Annotated in this window: 13 protein-coding genes; 3 read left to right on the forward strand and 10 right to left on the reverse strand. The window is 63.6% G+C overall.

Translation table 11 applies throughout. The features are described 5' to 3' along the window. Positions 1–28: 28 nt before the first annotated feature. On the reverse strand, positions 29–904 hold the full coding sequence (locus V6765_RS19855) for a prephenate dehydratase (protein ID WP_448431985.1): 876 nt from the start codon (positions 902–904) through the stop codon (positions 29–31). Then, on the reverse strand, positions 901–1,656 hold the full coding sequence (locus V6765_RS19860; RefSeq protein ID WP_448431987.1) for a 3-deoxy-manno-octulosonate cytidylyltransferase: 756 nt from the start codon (positions 1,654–1,656) through the stop codon (positions 901–903). Before V6765_RS19860 ends, V6765_RS19855 begins: the two co-directional genes overlap by 4 nt. Before the next feature lie 150 nt (positions 1,657–1,806). Here V6765_RS19860 and V6765_RS19865 point away from each other — a divergent pair, with 150 nt between their 5' ends. Beyond that, the gene (locus V6765_RS19865; protein ID WP_448431989.1) at positions 1,807–2,610 is read left to right on the forward strand and encodes a c-type cytochrome; all 804 of its coding nucleotides are present in this window, start codon (positions 1,807–1,809) and stop codon (positions 2,608–2,610) included. Positions 2,611–2,892: 282 nt separating this feature from the next. On the opposite strand, the gene V6765_RS19870 is transcribed toward V6765_RS19865, so the two are convergent. The 7 genes from V6765_RS19870 to V6765_RS19900 all read right to left on the reverse strand — a co-directional run bounded on the left by V6765_RS19870 (position 2,893) and on the right by V6765_RS19900 (position 9,367). Then, positions 2,893–3,837 carry an AEC family transporter gene (locus V6765_RS19870; protein ID WP_448431991.1) on the reverse strand — a complete coding sequence of 315 codons (945 nt, stop codon included), beginning with the start codon at positions 3,835–3,837 and terminating at the stop codon, positions 2,893–2,895. A 116-nt stretch (positions 3,838–3,953) separates the two neighbouring features. Beyond that, a complete protein-coding gene (locus tag V6765_RS19875) occupies positions 3,954–5,285 on the reverse strand; it encodes an FtsX-like permease family protein (protein WP_448431993.1) in 1,332 nt (443 codons plus the stop codon). A gap of 3 nt (positions 5,286–5,288) precedes the next feature. After that, positions 5,289–5,960 (reverse strand): ABC transporter ATP-binding protein, encoded by a 672-nt coding sequence (locus V6765_RS19880; protein WP_448431995.1) that lies wholly within the window; start codon positions 5,958–5,960, stop codon positions 5,289–5,291. Positions 5,961–5,987: 27 nt separating this feature from the next. Beyond that, the gene (locus tag V6765_RS19885) at positions 5,988–6,443 is read right to left on the reverse strand and encodes a hypothetical protein (protein WP_448431997.1); all 456 of its coding nucleotides are present in this window, start codon (positions 6,441–6,443) and stop codon (positions 5,988–5,990) included. A 66-nt stretch (positions 6,444–6,509) separates the two neighbouring features. After that, on the reverse strand, positions 6,510–8,267 hold the full coding sequence (locus V6765_RS19890; protein WP_448431999.1) for an alkaline phosphatase: 1,758 nt from the start codon (positions 8,265–8,267) through the stop codon (positions 6,510–6,512). A 100-nt stretch (positions 8,268–8,367) separates the two neighbouring features. Beyond that, positions 8,368–9,018: a DedA family protein gene (locus V6765_RS19895; protein WP_448432001.1), complete on the reverse strand. Its 651-nt coding sequence runs from the start codon at positions 9,016–9,018 to the stop codon at positions 8,368–8,370. Beyond that, a complete protein-coding gene (locus V6765_RS19900; protein WP_448432003.1) occupies positions 9,011–9,367 on the reverse strand; it encodes a hypothetical protein in 357 nt (118 codons plus the stop codon). Before V6765_RS19900 ends, V6765_RS19895 begins: the two co-directional genes overlap by 8 nt. Positions 9,368–9,577: 210 nt before the next feature. On the opposite strand from V6765_RS19900, the gene V6765_RS19905 reads away from it, so the two are divergent. Together V6765_RS19905 and clpB are read left to right on the forward strand one after the other, a co-directional pair. Then, positions 9,578–10,204 (forward strand): ribonuclease D, encoded by a 627-nt coding sequence (locus V6765_RS19905; RefSeq protein WP_448432029.1) that lies wholly within the window; start codon positions 9,578–9,580, stop codon positions 10,202–10,204. A 193-nt stretch (positions 10,205–10,397) separates the two neighbouring features. Beyond that, positions 10,398–13,001: an ATP-dependent chaperone ClpB gene (gene clpB / locus V6765_RS19910; RefSeq protein WP_448432004.1), complete on the forward strand. Its 2,604-nt coding sequence runs from the start codon at positions 10,398–10,400 to the stop codon at positions 12,999–13,001. 67 nt (positions 13,002–13,068) lie between these two features. On the opposite strand, the gene V6765_RS19915 is transcribed toward clpB, so the two are convergent. Then, positions 13,069–15,015 (reverse strand): M23 family metallopeptidase, encoded by a 1,947-nt coding sequence (locus V6765_RS19915; RefSeq protein WP_448432006.1) that lies wholly within the window; start codon positions 15,013–15,015, stop codon positions 13,069–13,071. Positions 15,016–15,854: the final 839 nt, after the last annotated feature.

The raw sequence follows: 15,854 nt of genomic DNA on the forward strand, positions 1-15,854 counted from the left end.
GGGCGGCGAACCGCCCGGGGTTGTGCAATTACGCCATGTCGTCCAGCGACTGCAGGTGACGGCGCATCGGGTGGCCTTCATAGACGCCGAGAATGCGCACCTTCTCGGTGAAGAATTCGAGTTCCTCCAGCGCCCGTGCCACCGCCGGATCGTCGGGATGTCCCTCGATATCGGCATAGAACTGGGTGGCGATGAACTTGCCGCCGATCTGGTAGCTTTCCAGCTTGGTCATGTTGATGCCGTTGGTGGCGAAACCGCCAAGCGCCTTGTAGAGCGCGGCTGGAATATTGCGGACATTGAAGATGAAGGTGGTCACGATCGTGCGGTCTTCGCCATTGCGCTCCGCCCGCTTCGCCTTGTCCGACAGAATGACGAAACGGGTGATGTTGCTTTCGCTGTCCTCGACATTCTCGGCAAGGATATCGAGACCGTAGAGCGAGGCGGCGAGGCGGGGGGCGAGGGCCGCCATTGTGCGGTCGCCCTTTTCCTGCACCAGCATGGCCGCGCCGGCGGTATCGCCGGCGATCACCGCGTTCCACTTGTTGCGGCGGATGATCTTGCGGCACTGGCCAAGGGCGTGGATGTGGCTGTGCACGGTCTTGATGTCGTCAAGCTTCACCCCCGGCAGCGCCATCAACTGGAAGCGGATCGGCATGAAATATTCGCCGATGATCGAGAGGTGCGAATCGGGAAGCTGGTAATGGATATCGGCGACGCGGCCAGCCAGCGTGTTCTCGATCGGGATCATCGCCAGATCGGCATCGCCGTTTTCCACCGCCAGGAAGGCATCCTCGAAGGTCTTGCAGGGCAGGGGCTCCATGTCGGGATACATGTCGCGGCAAGCCATATCGGAATTGGCGCCGTATTCGCCCTGGAACGAGATGCGGTTGGTTTTCATGATCATGAGGTGACACCTTCCAGTATGCGGCGCGCCTTTGCGAGGTCCTCGGCGGTATCGACGCCGAGCGGCACGGTCTTGACGATCTCGGCATCGATGCGCATGCCGGCCTCCAGCGCGCGCAACTGCTCCAGCTTCTCGCGTCCTTCCAGCGGGGAGACGGGCAGCGAGACGAAGCGCTCGAGAGCGGCGCGCCGATAGGTATAAAGTCCTATGTGGTGGTAGAGAGGTCCTTCGCCCCAGGGGGCGGTCGCGCGGGTAAAGTAAAGCGCGCGCAGCCTCGTGGGCCCGACCGGCGAGCCGACGAGCTTGACCACCTGCGATGCGGTCTTTTCCGCCTCATCGGTGATCTCGACCGTCAGCGTCGCGATATCGACAGCGGGGTCGGAAAGCGGGGCAAGCGAAGCCTGGATCAGCGCCGGGTCAAGCGTCGGCAGGTCGCCCTGGACATTGACGACCAGTTGCGCGCGGCCGTCGGGATCGACCTTGCCGAGTGCCTCGTGAATGCGGTCGGAGCCGGACTGGTGCGCCATGCCCGTCATCACCGCCTCGAAGCCGGTCGCCTCGACCGCCTTGAACACGGCCTCGTCATCGACGGCCACGACGACGCGGCCCATGCCTGATTCGCGTGCGCGTTCGGCGACATGGACGATCATCGGCCGGCCGGCGATCTCGGCCAGCGGCTTGCCGGGAAGGCGGGTGGAGGCCATCCGGGCGGGAATAAGAATGATCGTTTCATCGGATTTGTCGATCGCCACTTGCAAGCTCTCCGTTAATTTGCCACTGACAGTCTGACGGGCCGGTGTGCATGCCGATGCGGCGTTGCATCGCGGCATCAAAAGACATAGGTTCTGCAAGAATGCAAGGTGTCCGGTAGAGAGGCTGGACGGAAGGGGAGCGGCAACGCAATGAAATTCAATCTCAATATGGTCCTTGCGGCCCTGTTGGGGACGGTCTTCGTCCTGATGACGGTATCTTTCATCTCAGAAGCGATCTTCGACCCGCACCATCCCGAAAAGGAAGGTTTCGTCATCGAGGTTGCCGAGACCCCGGGCGGCGGCGCCCCGGCCGTCGAGGAAGAAACGCCGATCGCCGTTCTGCTCGCCGATGCCAATGCCGAAGCCGGCGAGCGCGTTTTCAAGCGCTGTCAGGCCTGTCACACCGACACCGAAGGCGGGCCCAACAAGGTTGGCCCGAACCTTTGGGACGTCGTCGATCGCCCGATCGCCAGCCATGAGGGTTTTTCATATTCCGCCGCCATGCAGGACTTTTCCGAGGGCGGCAGCAAGCTCTGGACCTATGAGAACCTGAACGAATTCATCAAGGCCCCGAAGAAGGATATCCCGGGCACGGCCATGGGCTTTGCCGGCCTTTCCTCCGACAAGGACCGCGCGGACCTGATCGCCTATCTCAGCACGATGTCGAACGATCCGGTGCCGTTCCCCGAGCCGCCGGCCGAAGACGATGCCGCTGCGGCCGAAGATGGCGCTGCGACCGATGACGGTGCCGCAACCGGCGACGGGTCAGCCGAGGCGACCGAAGGCAACGAAGCGCCGCCGTCACAGGGTCACGAACCGGCTCCGGCAGCAACGGACGAGGCGGCCGGTGATGCCGATGCAGGCCCTGCCAATCCGCAGACCGAGACGGCCGAGCCGACCGACACCCCCGAGGCCACGCCGCCCGGCGCCGCCGATGTCGAGCAGTCTCAGTAGAGAATAAACGAAACGGGGCCTTGGGCCCCGTTTTCAGTTTGGGGACAACCCTCTCCCACGTTCTCCGTCATCCTCGTGCTTGGCACGAGGATCTAATCGCGGTTCCGCACGAGCGGAGCTGGCATTCCCCGAAGGGTTTTGTTTCAATGAATTTCTCCCCGATACGCTGATCGAGTTGATGCGTGCTTAGATGCTCGGGACAGGCCCGAGCATGACGGAGGAGAGTGGGGCGCTTTGTCATCAGCCTGTCGGGGCTTCAGCGCCGCCTTTCATCAAGGCAAATCAATACCCCAGCAGCAGCACCCAGAGGCTGACGGTCACCACGCCGAGGAGCGTGGTCAGCGTTATCGTGGAGGCTGCGATGTTGCGGCCTGTGCCGAACTGGTCGGCAAGCAGGAAGGCGTTGACGCCCGCCGGGCAGGATGCGCCGAGCACCAGCCCGGCCATGATCGGCTGCGGCAGGCCGAAGGCATGCGACAGGGCGAAGACCAGAGCCGGAAGCAGGGCGAGCTTGATGACGGTGATCGCTGAAAACAGCCCGGCATTGCCGGCGACCTTGTATTGCGCCAGCGTCATGCCGATCGAGACCAGGGCCACGGGCGCAGCGATGCCCGCCAGCATCGAGATGACGGTGGCAAGCGGTCCCGCCGGTTGCAGACCGCTGAGATTCATCACCGCGCCGATGATGAGCCCGATGACGAGGGGATTGGTGGCGAGGTTGTAGCCGACCGTGGCGGCAAGGCGCGCCGGGTCGCTGGTGGCCCCGCCCTCCTGCGCCTTTGCGCGCTCGGCCAGCACCGTGGCGGTCACCATCAGCACCGGCATGTGGATCGCGAGCACGATTGAAAGCGCCACCAGCGCGGTTTCGCCCGCCACATGGCTGACAAGCGGAATGCCGAGCAGCGCCAGATTGGAAAACGTGCCGGAAAGCCCGATGATCACCGCGGAAACGCGATCCCGGTCGAAGACGAAACGGGAGACCATGGCGGCCGCGATCCAGGCGATCGCCACGCTCGCGAAATAGACGCCCCATATGCGCAAGGGATCGGCGCCGGTGAAATCGGCGTTGGCAATCGTGCGCATCAACAGCACCGGAAGGCCGATCCTATAGACGAAGCCCGAAAGCACGCCGGCGCTTGTCGCAGGCAGGTAGCGGACCTTGACGGCGACCCACCCGATCAGGATGAGGGCGAAGATCGGGATGACGCTGTTGAATATTTCTTGCATGGCGGGCTTTCAGGCGGGCGGCGCGGCTCGTGCCGCGTGTTCCCGAAACTGTTCCCAGTGGCGACCACTGTCAAGGTCGCCAGCCTGCCGGACAGTCTCCAGCCGCACCCGCCGTCTCAGCTTTTCAGGGCGGCCGCCGGCGACTGGCGATAGGCAATCAGCGCGGGCAGGGCGGAAAGCACGGCCGCGACCGCCACCAGCACGGCGGCTGAACCCAGATCGGCACGCGTGAATTCGACCGGAAGCGACACGCCGCGCTCGGCCGTGATCGACCGCGCGATCGCAAGCGCCGCCGCAAGGCCCGCCGCATAGCCGAGCGCGATGCCGAGCGCCACCAGCAGGAACAACTCGCCCCAGACGATCGTGAACACCGCACCGCGCGGCGCGCCGAAAGCGCGCAGCGCCCCGATCTCGCGCCGGCGCTGGGACACATGGATGACGGTGACCAGCATGAGCGCCGCGGCCACCAGCACCTGCGCGCCCGCGGCGATCGCGGTCAGCACCTGTTTGGCGTCGCCGAGCGTGGCGTAGAGCTTCGTCAGCACCTCGGCCGGAAAGACGGCGAGCGTGTTGTCGCCGCGGTAATCCTGGCGCAGCCGATAGGCGTCGGCGATCGATTCCGGCTTCACCAGGATCGCCGGCAGGCCGGGCGTTTCGCCTGCATGCCAGTGCTCGTCGACCGGTGCGGCGGGATCGATATGATGATGGTCCTCGTCGTGCCCGGCTTCGTCGTGATCATCGTGGGCAGCGTGTTCGTCATGATCCGCATCCGCATGTTCGGCTTCATGATCATGCTCGTGATCGTCCGCTTCATGCTCGTGGTCGTGTTCCTCGGCCTCATGCGCTTCCATGCCGTGGATCTTCCAGACCGCCTCGATCGGCACGAAGATGGCGCGGTCCCAGGGCGTGCCGGTTGGCTCCGCCCTGCCGGTAACGGTATAGGCGAGTTCGTCATGGGTATGGCCGCCGGTCTCGACCGTGCCGTGCAGCGGCTTGATCGTGTCGCCGATCGCAAGGTCGACCGCCGAACCGATCACCGCCTCGCCCAGATGATCGAAATTGCCGCCCTCGGAAAAGCCGGGCGTTGTGTTTTCGATCAGCTCTGCGGTGGTGCCGACGATCGGGTAGCCGGCATAGCTGTCGCCGAAGCCGATCGGCGCAGCCCAGGCCACGCGTGGGTCCGCCTGAAGGTCGGGCAGGATATCGCCATCCATCAGCGGCAGGTCGGCGGCCTGCAGGAAGACGGAGGAGAGCACGAGCTGGGTTTCGCTTCCCGGTGCGCCGATCACCAGATCGAACTTTTCGGAAGCCCGCGCGCTGCCGAGCCTCAGCGCCCGTTCCTCCAGCGTGACGGCGACGCCGAGCGCGGTTGCCAGCATGATCAGGATGACGATGACGATGGAGCCGGCCCAGAGGCGCTTCAGGTCTGCGAGAATGAAACGGAGCATGGGTCAGCCTCTCTTCTCGTCGCTGGCGATTGTGCCGGCAAGAAGCGCTATTTCGCGCGTCAGCGGGGCGATCAGCCGCCGGTCATGAGAAACCACGATCAGCGTGGCGCCCTCGGCAAGCTCCAGCAGCAGCCGGCCGACGGTTTCGCCCGATGCGGCGTCAAGGCTTGCCGTCGGTTCGTCGGCGACGATGATGCCGGGCTCGCGCAACAGCGCGCGGGCAACGGCCACGCGCTGCATTTCGCCGCGCGACATCGTGCCGGTCTTCTGGTCGTGACGGGAAAGGCCGACGCGCTCGAGCAGGTCGTGCGCGCGTTTGATGCGCTCCGTCCCCGCAGCGCGCGCAAGCCGGGCCGGCAGCAGCACGTTGTCGAGCGCGGAAAGTGCTGGAAACAAATGGAAGTCCTGCATGATCAGGCCGATATTCTCGCCGCGAAACCGGTCCCGCCGGCTTTCCGACAGCACCGAAAGCTCGGTCTCGCCCCAGCGCGCGCTGCCATGGGCGAGGCGCTCCAAGCCGGTGATGATGTTGACGAGCGTGCTCTTGCCGGAACCCGAAGGGCCGGTGATCGCGACCCGTTCGCCGGCCGCGATCTCAAGCTTCGGTATCGTCAGTACAGGACTGTCGAGGCCCGGAAAGGTGACGGCGATATCGTTGAGCGAGAGAGGCAGCATCGGGACTGACCTTTCGGGTATGTCGTTTCAGACCTTGCTGTAGCGCGCGCCGCGCAGGCGCAGCTGGCTGACGAAGCCGGTCTCGGGGTCCACCCAGGAGCCGGTCTCGAGCGTGCCTGTCACCTCGATCATCTGGTTCGGTTGGGTGAATGTCTGCTTGCGGTCGAGATAGACGACCATGATATTGTCCGGCCAATCGGCATCCGAGGAGCAGAACGGGCAGAGCGCCATCGGGATTTCCGAGAGCACGAAGAATTTCGCTTCCGCCTTCAGCGGCGGGGCCATGAAGCCGCGGATCGAGACCTTCTCTCCGGTCAGGGCCTTCACCTTGTCGGAAAACTTCAGGCCGAGCGGGCTGAAGGAGCCGTAGAGCTCGTCAAAGGACAGTTCATCGGCAGCGAAGGCGGGGCGGACGGCAAGGCCGAGGCTGAGCGTGCCGAAGGCGGCTAGCAGGCTGCGGCGGGAAAGGGACATCGCGGTCATCAGATCAGTTCTCCTGGCAGGAGAGGACCGGGCGACGCCCGCCCGGTCCCGTCTTGAAGGTGAAGCTTACTGCTTCTGGCTGGTGCCGAGCGCGAAGGCGTCGGCCAGTACGCCGTAGACGTCGGACTGTTCCATATAGCCCTTGAAGCCGTCGGCGCCGGGGCCGGTGGCCTGCAGGACAACGTCATCGACGGCGTGAACGCCGGTCGAGGCGTCATAGGGCAGGTTGCCGGTGCGCAGAACCGCGCCGGGAACATCCTTGTAGGCTTCGTTGGCGACGTAGCGGCCGTTCTCGTCCTTCACAGCCGGCTCGAACGGACCGTCCATCTTCGGGCGGAAGGTCTCGTAATAGTCGGGGAAGTTGTTGGCGAACATGGCGAGGCGACGCGAAACGTCGATCTGGTCCGGATAGCCGTCGCCGTTTTCATCCGTATAGTTCGGGAAGCCAGCGTCGTCATAGGTCATGACCTTGTTGCGCATCTCGTCGGCTTCGATCTCGTCGTCGATCGTGCCGATGACCGAGAAGCCGTGGGTGTGGTCGCCGGTAACGACGATCAGCGTGTCCGGGTTGGAATTCATCCATTCCATGGCAGCGCCGATGGCCTGGTCGAATTCGATCATGTCCATGACGGCGCGGTCCCAGTCGAGCGGATGCGACATCTTGTCGACATTGGCGGCCTCGACCGTCAGGAAGAAGCCTTCAGGATTCTTCGAAAGCTGCTCGAGCGCCGCCGTCGTCATGTCCACGAGGCCCGGCTGGTTCGGGAACTTGTCGACGCTGCCCTTCTTCAGGGAATCGCGGTCAAGCGTGGAATCCATGTTGCCGGTGTGGAACAGGCCGAGCAGCTTGCCGTCTTCCGGCTTTTCGGCAGACGCCAGTTCGTCGGCGGAGGTGACGACGGTGTAGCCGGCCTCTTCGAACATGGCGATATAGTCGTTGTCGTCCTTGCGCTTGGAGCCGGCGACATCGGACTTCAGGAAGTAGGCGGAGCCGCCGCCGAGGATGACTTCCGGCTTGACGTCGTAGAACATGCCGACGATCTCGGCCTTGTCGCCGCGAAGGCGCGTATGGGCGACGACGGCGGCCGGCGTGGCGTCCTCGATCTCGGCGGTGGAAACGACGCCGATCGACTTGCCGGTCTGGCGGCGCAGCGCCTCGGCAATGGTCTCGACCTTGGGGTCGTCCAGGCTGTCCGGCGTGCGGTCGGCATAGACTCCGAGCGCGTTCACGCGGGTCTTGTGGCCGGTCATGTAGGCCGACATGGTGTTGGCCGAATCGGTCGCGATCGAATGGGTCGAGGAGGTGCCGATCGTGGCCATGTTGTCGAGGTCATCCATGTTCAGGCGACCGTCGGCCTTGCCCTCGGTCATGCCCTTGGACATGATGCGGGCAGCCGTGCGGTGACCCATGGAAAGGCCGTCGGCGACGAAGAAGATGATGTTCTTGGCCTTGGGCGTTTCCGGCGTGGCGTAGACGGTCCAGGTGACTTCCTTTTCCTCGTCGCCGGCCTTGACGGCAACGGTGTAGTCGCCGGCATCTGCAATGGCGAGATCGCGCAGGATCAGGGCGGAGCCGAGGCTCTCGTCATCCTTGCCCTTCTCGTCGGCGACGAATTCGGCTTCCTGGCCGAAGACCTCGGCATAGGGCTTGCCGTTGACGGTGACGTCGATATCGCCGGCGTCATAGACCGCATCCAGCTCGACCTTGAAGTCGAAGGGCGAGGACGACAGCACGGTGGCGCGATCGAGCGGATAGATGGTTGCGGCATTGGCAGCACCTGCAAGGCAGGTAGCGGCGGCGAGAAGTGCGAGACGGGCGCGCATGGGAACCTCTTTGAAAGAGCGTCGGGAAGGGTTAGTGCGCTTCCGCGATAGTCCCGCCGGATAACAATCCGATGACGTTTTTGCTGCGGTTTGATGAACCTCAGGAACGGTAGCGCCGTCCGCGCGGCTTCAGGTAGCGCTTGCGCCGGCGCTTCTTGAGCGAGAAGTGCAGGACGCGGGTGATGTACCAGAACAGCGCAAGCGAAATCACGCCGGCTGCGAGAAAGCCGGTGGCATTGCCCATGACATGGGCGACGGCGATGATGTTGCGGGAGAATATGAAGCCGAGAATGTTATAGGTCGACACCCAGACGGTCTGACCGCAGATGGCCGCGACCGTGAAGGCGCGCCAGCGCATGCCGGCAGCGCCTGCGACAGGGTTGATATAGGGGCTGATCTGGGCCAGCAGCCAGCGGGTGAAGAAGATGGCGAAAACGCCGCGCCGCTCAAGATAGTCCTGGGCGCGGTCCACCAGACGCTGGCGCTTGGGGCCGCGCGCGGCGAACCGCGCCAGATATTTCGCGCCGCCCTTGCGTCCGACCCAGTAGCCGATCTGGTCGGAGGTCGATGCGGCCGCGAGGCAGGCGGCGATCGCCGGCAGCATCGGCAGATCGCCGGAGGCGGCCAGCGATCCGCCAAACAGCATGATCACGGCGGCGGGCATCGGTATGCCGAGACAGGCCAGAAACACGATGAGCGCCATGACCGGAATGCCGTAGACCGGAACCAGCGCCAGAAACTGTTCATTCATCGTCGCCGGCCTGTTCGTGCTCGTCGAGCGCTTCGGCGATCTGGTCTTCCAGTTCCTCCAGCGTCTCGCCGCGCTCCCGCGTGATCCGCCAGAGCGGCAGGCGGCGGCTATGTTCCGGATCGAGGCCGAGCGCCTCGGCGAGGTCGTGCACGGGGATATCGTTGACCATCGCCACATGGCCGAGCGTCATCCAGCTCTTCAGCTCCAGTTCGCGGGGGCTGTGCCAGTAATAGACCGCCAGCACGGTCTTGAGCGCGAGGGCCAGCGTCAGAAGCAGGGCCCCGATAAAGGCGATGGAAAGCGCGCGGTGGCGCTGCCACAATGCGCGGACGGGATTTAGCAGACTCATGGCCGTCCTTTCCGGTTACGCTGAAGGAAGCGGAGTGTCTCCGCCTTGGTCATACTTGCCTCATGCGATAGCCCCTCGGCTGCGATTGCACAACACCCCTGCATGGTCAGCGGCATGGCGAGGTTCTCGGCGGCCGCCGCGTTTTTGGGTATCGTCGCGCGGACCAATCCGCTATGAACCCGGTTCATGACGACAAGACAGGCGATGGAGATGCGCGACATGATCCGCGTGCACAAACAGGATATTCCGGCAGAACAGGCGGCGCGTTACACCGGCGCAATCGCGATCGACAGCGAGACGTTGGGGCTTATTCCGCGTCGCGACCGGCTGTGCGTGGTGCAGATATCGCCGGGCGACGGCAGCGCCGACCTTATCCAGATCGCGCCGGGGCAGACGGAGGCGCCGAACCTTGTCGCCATGCTCGCCGATCCCGAGCGCCAGAAGATCTTCCATTTCGGCCGGTTCGATATCGCCGTGCTCTATCACACCTTCGGCGTGACCACCGCCAATGTGTTCTGCACCAAGATCGCCTCGCGCCTGACCCGGACCTATACCGACCGGCACGGGCTCAAGGACAATCTCAAGGAAATGCTCGACGTCGACGTTTCCAAGGCGCAGCAATCCTCCGACTGGGCGGCGGAGGAACTGACCGAGGCGCAACTGCAATACGCCGCCTCCGACGTTCTTTACCTGCATCGCCTGCGCGACAAGCTGATGGAACGGCTGATCCGCGACGGCCGCATGGAACTTGCCAGCGCCTGTTTCGAATTCTTGCCCACACGGGCGAAACTTGATCTTCTGGGCTGGGAAGAAACCGACATTTTCGCCCATAGCTGAGCGCTTTCAGCTCTGTTGCATATCTGCAACGAATTTGTTTCGCGGCCTCTTTAAACCGCCGAAATCCGCTCCCATATCTGCCTCAGGCGGCAGCGAATGCCGCTGTCATCGGCTCGCCTCAGAAGAGGGGGTTGACCTGAATCATCGCTCTGTCGCTTCACAAAGGGCAGGGTGAGGAATGGAGGCACGAAACATGAATCTCGAAAAATATTCCGAACGGGTCCGCGGCTTTCTGCAGTCCGCGCAGACTTATGCGCTGGGCGAGGGCCATCAGCAGTTCGACGCCGCGCACATCCTCAAGGTGTTGCTCGACGATGAGGAAGGCATGGCCGCCTCATTGATTGCGCGCGCCGGCGGCGACGCCGCCAAGGCGCGGCTTGCCAATGATGCAGCGCTTGCGAAAATCCCGAAGGTTTCCGGCGGCAACGGGCAGATTTATCTGGCCCAGCCGCTCGCCAAGGTATTCACCACCGCCGAAGAGGCCGCCAAGAAGGCGGGTGACAGTTTCGTCACCGTTGAGCGTCTTCTGTTGGCGCTTGCGATCGAAAAGAGCGCTTCGACGGCGAAGACGCTGGCCGATGCCGGCGTGACGCCGAACGGCCTTAACGAGGCCATCAACGAAATCCGCAAGGGCCGCACCGCCGATAGCGCCAGCGCCGAACAGGCCTATGACGCGCTGAAGAAATATGCGCGCGACCTGACGGCGGACGCCCGCGACGGCAAGCTCGATCCGGTGATCGGCCGCGACGATGAAATCCGCCGCACGATCCAGGTCCTGTCGCGCCGCACCAAGAACAATCCTGTGCTGATCGGCGAGCCGGGCGTTGGCAAGACCGCGATCACCGAGGGCCTTGCGCTGAGGATCGTCAATGGCGACGTGCCGGAAAGCCTCAAGGACAAGAAGCTGATGGCGCTCGACATGGGCGCGCTGATTGCCGGTGCCAAATATCGCGGCGAATTCGAGGAGCGGCTGAAGGCCGTGCTGAACGAGGTGCAGGCGGAAGCCGGCCAGATCATCCTGTTCATCGACGAGATGCACACGCTGGTCGGTGCCGGCAAGGCCGATGGCGCGATGGATGCGTCGAACCTTCTGAAGCCGGCGCTTGCGCGCGGCGAGCTGCACTGCGTCGGCGCGACCACGCTTGATGAATACCGCAAGCATGTCGAAAAGGACGCGGCGCTTGCCCGACGGTTCCAGCCGGTGATGGTTGCCGAGCCGACGGTCGAGGACACGGTGTCGATCCTGCGCGGGCTGAAGGAAAAATACGAGCAGCACCACCAGGTGCGCATCGCCGACAGCGCGCTGGTGGCCGCCGCCACGCTCTCCAACCGCTACATCACCGACCGGTTCCTGCCGGACAAGGCGATCGACCTGATGGACGAGGCGGCAAGCCGCGTGCGCATGCAGGTGGATTCCAAGCCCGAGGAGCTCGACGAACTCGATCGCCGCATCATGCAGCTCAAGATCGAGCGCGAAGCGCTGAAGAAGGAAACCGACACGGCCTCCAAAGACCGGCTGGCGCGGCTTGAATCCGAACTGGCATCGCTCGAGGAAGAAGCCGATGCGCTGACGGCGCGCTGGCAGTCGGAAAAGAACAAGCTCAACCGCGCCGCCGATCTCAAGAAACAGCTCGAGACGGCGCGCAACGAGCTTGCGATTGCCCAGCGCGGCGGCGAGTACCAGAAGGCGGGCGAGCTTGCCTATGGCACGATCCCGAAGCTGGAAAAGGAACTTGCCGAGGCGGAGTCGGAAGACAATACCGTCACGGATTCGATCCTGCAGGAGGTCGTGACCCCGGACAATATCGCCCAGGTGGTCTCCCGCTGGACCGGTATTCCGGTTGACAAGATGCTGGAAGGCGAACGCGACAAGCTGCTCAGGATGGAAGACGAGCTGGCGAAATGGGTCGTTGGCCAGGGCGAGGCGGTGCAGGCCGTATCGCGCTCGGTCCGCCGCGCCCGCGCCGGGCTGCAGGATCCGAACCGGCCGATCGGCTCGTTCATCTTCCTCGGCCCCACCGGCGTCGGCAAGACCGAGCTGACCAAGTCGCTCGCCCGGTTCCTGTTCGACGACGAGACGGCGATGGTGCGCATGGATATGTCGGAATACATGGAGAAGCACTCCGTGGCCCGGCTGATCGGCGCGCCTCCCGGCTATGTCGGCTATGATGAGGGCGGTGCCCTGACCGAAGCCGTGCGGCGCCGGCCGTATCAGGTGGTCCTGTTCGACGAGATCGAAAAGGCCCATCCGGACGTCTTCAACGTTCTGCTGCAGGTGCTCGATGACGGGCGGCTGACCGACGGCCAGGGCCGCACGGTCGACTTCCGCAACACGATCATCATCATGACCTCGAACCTCGGGGCCGAGTTCCTGACGCAGCTTGGCGACAATGAGGACAGCGAGGCCGCGCGCGAGCAGGTGATGGCGGTGGTCCGGGCGTCGTTCCGGCCGGAATTCCTGAACCGGGTCGACGATATCATCCTGTTCCACCGGCTGCGCCGTGACGATATGGGCCAGATCGTCGATATCCAGCTCGGGCGTCTGGAAAAGCTGCTGTCGGACCGCAAGATCGTGCTCGATCTCACGCCGGAAGCGCGCAACTGGCTTGCCGACAAGGGTTACGATCCGGCCTATGGCGCCCGCCCGCTGAAGCGGGTGATCCAGACGGCGGTGCAGGACCCGCTGGCCGAGAAGCTCTTGGGCGGCGAACTCTCTGACGGCACCCATGTGCGCGTCGACGCCGGCTCCGACCGGCTGGTGTTCACCACCGGCCGCAAGCTCGAAGACGCGGCGTAATTGGACGACGTGAAACGAAGGGCCCGCCATCCGGCGGGCCCTTTTTTGTTGCGCGGATATTTGCCGATCAGTTGGCGTTCGAGGCGACCTGGCCGCCGGCATTGTCGTTGCCGAGCAGGGCGTCGATGCGGGCGCGCTCCGATTGGAAGCGGGCGAGGTTTTCGCCGGTCAGCGCGTCGGAATTCGGGAAGCGGATCTTCATCGGGTCCACCTTGCTGCCGTTGACGATCACCTCGTAATGCAGATGCGCGCCGGTCACCAGACCGGTCGCCCCGACATAGCCGATGATCTGGCCCTGCTTGACGCGTGCGCCGGGTTTGACGCCGCCGGCGATCTTGCTCTGGTGGTTGTAGGAGGTCTCGTAGCCGTTGGCGTGGCGGATGATGGTCTGGTTGCCGTATCCGCTGGCCCAGCCGGCCTTTTCCACGATGCCGTCGCCGGCGGCGATGATCGGGGTGCCTGTCGGCGCCGCCCAGTCGACACCCGGATGCATGCGGGCGTATTTCAGCACCGGGTGGCGGCGCATGCCGTAACCGGACGTGAACCGACCGTTTGGCACCGGATTACGCAACAGGAAGCGCCGGATGCTGCGGCCATCCTTGTCGTAGAAATCCACGGCGCCGGTTTCCGGATCGCGGAAACGGTAGAGCGCGATCTCTTGGCCGCCGATCTCCGCGTCGATGTAGAACAATTCGGACCCTTCCGTCGCCCCGCCCTTGGGATCGGCGTCCGAGAAGAACAGCTCAAGCGTGTCTTCGGGCGAGGCCTGCGATTGCAGATCGACCTTGCTCGCCAGAAGATTGATCAGTTGCGCCGACATCTGCTCGTTCAGATCGTAGCTCAGCATTGCCCTGTAGATGCCGTCATAAATGCGAACCGGCTTCTGCGCCGTGCCGAGCAGCAGGTCGGTCTCGTCCGCGGCGGCATTGGCGACCGCATCGCTCATGGCCGGAGGCGTGCCCTTGATGAAGCGGCCCTCGTCGTTGAGCGCCATCGTCATGCGATGCTCGCCGTTGCGGTAGAGGCTGAGGCGCACGACGCGCATGTTGCGGCCCATGCGCAAAAGCCCGATGCGCAGCGTGTCGCCGGCCCTCAGCATGGCCGATCCCGTGCCCTCCTGGATCAGCCGGCCAAGTTCGTTGGCCTGCGGCGGCGGATAGCCTGCCGCCGTCAGAAGCGCGGACGTCTCCACCGCCTGGCGCACCGGCAGAATGTCGTCGCTGAAATCACGGGTGAACACGGATTGCAGCGCGCTCACCGAAACATTCTCGTCAATAATCTGGGCGCTGAGCGCGGGCTTGAGCGGTAACAGGCTCGGTTCCGGCTCGAACCGGTCGGGGTCGACATAGCTCAGCATCGAAATTTCGCTGACGCTGTCCTGTAGCGATGCCTCGTTGGCGAGAATGGTCGCCTCGATTTCCTCGGTGCTGAGGTCGGCGGCGAAGGGCGCATCCGGCCGCGTCATCGGGAAGGCGATCGAGCGGATCTCGACCTCGCCCTGGACATCCGTGTCATAGATCACGTCGGCGCCGTGCTGAACATCGCTCGGCGTATCGTTCGAGGAAAACACGGCGAAGGGATCGAAGGCCGGATAGGAAGGGGTTTCGCCGTAATTGGCGGCGAGCGCCATCTTGACCTCGGAAAACGGCTCGTAGTGCACCACATCGCTGTCGCCCTGGCGCACCGCGGTCGGCACCTGCAGGATGCGGCGGTTGGAGGGCTTGGCGATGACGGCGGTCTGCACCAGACGCGCCCCGCGGGCCGCACTTTCATTGTCATCCGGACCGGGCAACGCGGTCTTGGCAAAGGCGGAGGCGGGGATTGCAAGCCGTTCGCGGCCGTCAACGGCCACGGAAAGCGCGACCGCCATCAGCGCGGTGCTGGTCAGGCCCGTCAGGCAGACGCCGGCGAGCCAGCGCAGCGAAACGTCGCGTCGCGCCGGCGGCGTGCGGCCGTCGACGACGATCGGATTTCGCCGGCCGAAGGAACGCGCCGGATTGTCTTTCACTTTCATAGGCCTGTCGTCTCGCATCGTAATTTGCGTATCCGCCCGTTTCCATGTGCCGAAATTCGGCCGATTAGTCAAACCGCCGCGGGCGCGCCGGGGCAGGGTGGAGCAGGTCCGCAGGGGAGAAGCGCCACCATATGGAAGAGCTTCACATCAAAGAGGCGAGGCCCGCATCCATTCGGCAAAAAACGGGACGCGCTTCGAGAGCCGTCCGCAAACCCGCGCCTATATGGTTGACCCCGTCCCGCTGTCGGTGATCCGTACAGCGGCGCAAATGTCTCGCCCGAAGATGGCATATTGAAGGCGCTGTCATATCCGGCTGCCGACAGCCTGGTTGTTTTGCCCTCACGGCACCCGATTTTCGGGGAAGAGCGCGAGGTGAACTAAATTATTGTTATAAATCAGTGCTATAACAAAAATGTCATTTTTTTTCGAATTGCGTTGTTGACGATCGGGAAGAGGTGGGTCTATAAGCCGCCTCACCGAACGACGGGGCGGCGCTGAAGCGGGGCCTACGGTTCGAAACAAAATCTTCCGACAGGCTTAAATGCTTCGTCAGGCTGAGCTTAACAGATTGGCCGAGAGTGGATTTGTGACGGAAAATTTCCGTCGGTTATTTGGACAATTGAATATGTGAAGAAAGAGAAACGTGGCGAGCGGCTTTGTTTCGGGTCACCTTCGGGTGGCTTGAGAAGAGACTTAGAAGCGGTCACGTTTTAAGGAAACTGCTTGGACATGGCGCAGTGATGCGCGGTCTAAGGTGTGTATGACACTTAGGTGTTTGAACATAAAGGTTTCCGTCGATTCTTACTGAGGCAACGGAAGTTGTCTTTCGGTAATTTGAA

It is taken from the genome of Martelella sp. FOR1707 (assembly GCF_053484265.1).

Excerpts from the sequence above, each read along its gene's own strand:
- V6765_RS19895 (WP_448432001.1), bottom strand. The coding sequence starts at position 9,018 with ATGAATGAACAGTTTCTGGCGCTGGTTCCGGTCTACGGCATTCCGGTC.
- V6765_RS19880 (WP_448431995.1), bottom strand. The coding sequence starts at position 5,960 with ATGCTGCCTCTCTCGCTCAACGATATCGCCGTCACCTTTCCGGGCCTC.
- V6765_RS19885 (WP_448431997.1), bottom strand. The coding sequence starts at position 6,443 with ATGACCGCGATGTCCCTTTCCCGCCGCAGCCTGCTAGCCGCCTTCGGC.
- clpB (WP_448432004.1), top strand. The coding sequence starts at position 10,398 with ATGAATCTCGAAAAATATTCCGAACGGGTCCGCGGCTTTCTGCAGTCC.
- V6765_RS19915 (WP_448432006.1), bottom strand. The coding sequence starts at position 15,015 with ATGAAAGTGAAAGACAATCCGGCGCGTTCCTTCGGCCGGCGAAATCCG.
- V6765_RS19875 (WP_448431993.1), bottom strand. The coding sequence starts at position 5,285 with ATGCTCCGTTTCATTCTCGCAGACCTGAAGCGCCTCTGGGCCGGCTCC.
- V6765_RS19865 (WP_448431989.1), top strand. The coding sequence starts at position 1,807 with ATGAAATTCAATCTCAATATGGTCCTTGCGGCCCTGTTGGGGACGGTC.
- V6765_RS19870 (WP_448431991.1), bottom strand. The coding sequence starts at position 3,837 with ATGCAAGAAATATTCAACAGCGTCATCCCGATCTTCGCCCTCATCCTG.
- V6765_RS19900 (WP_448432003.1), bottom strand. The coding sequence starts at position 9,367 with ATGAGTCTGCTAAATCCCGTCCGCGCATTGTGGCAGCGCCACCGCGCG.
- V6765_RS19855 (WP_448431985.1), bottom strand. The coding sequence starts at position 904 with ATGATCATGAAAACCAACCGCATCTCGTTCCAGGGCGAATACGGCGCC.
- V6765_RS19890 (WP_448431999.1), bottom strand. The coding sequence starts at position 8,267 with ATGCGCGCCCGTCTCGCACTTCTCGCCGCCGCTACCTGCCTTGCAGGT.
- V6765_RS19905 (WP_448432029.1), top strand. The coding sequence starts at position 9,578 with ATGCGCGACATGATCCGCGTGCACAAACAGGATATTCCGGCAGAACAG.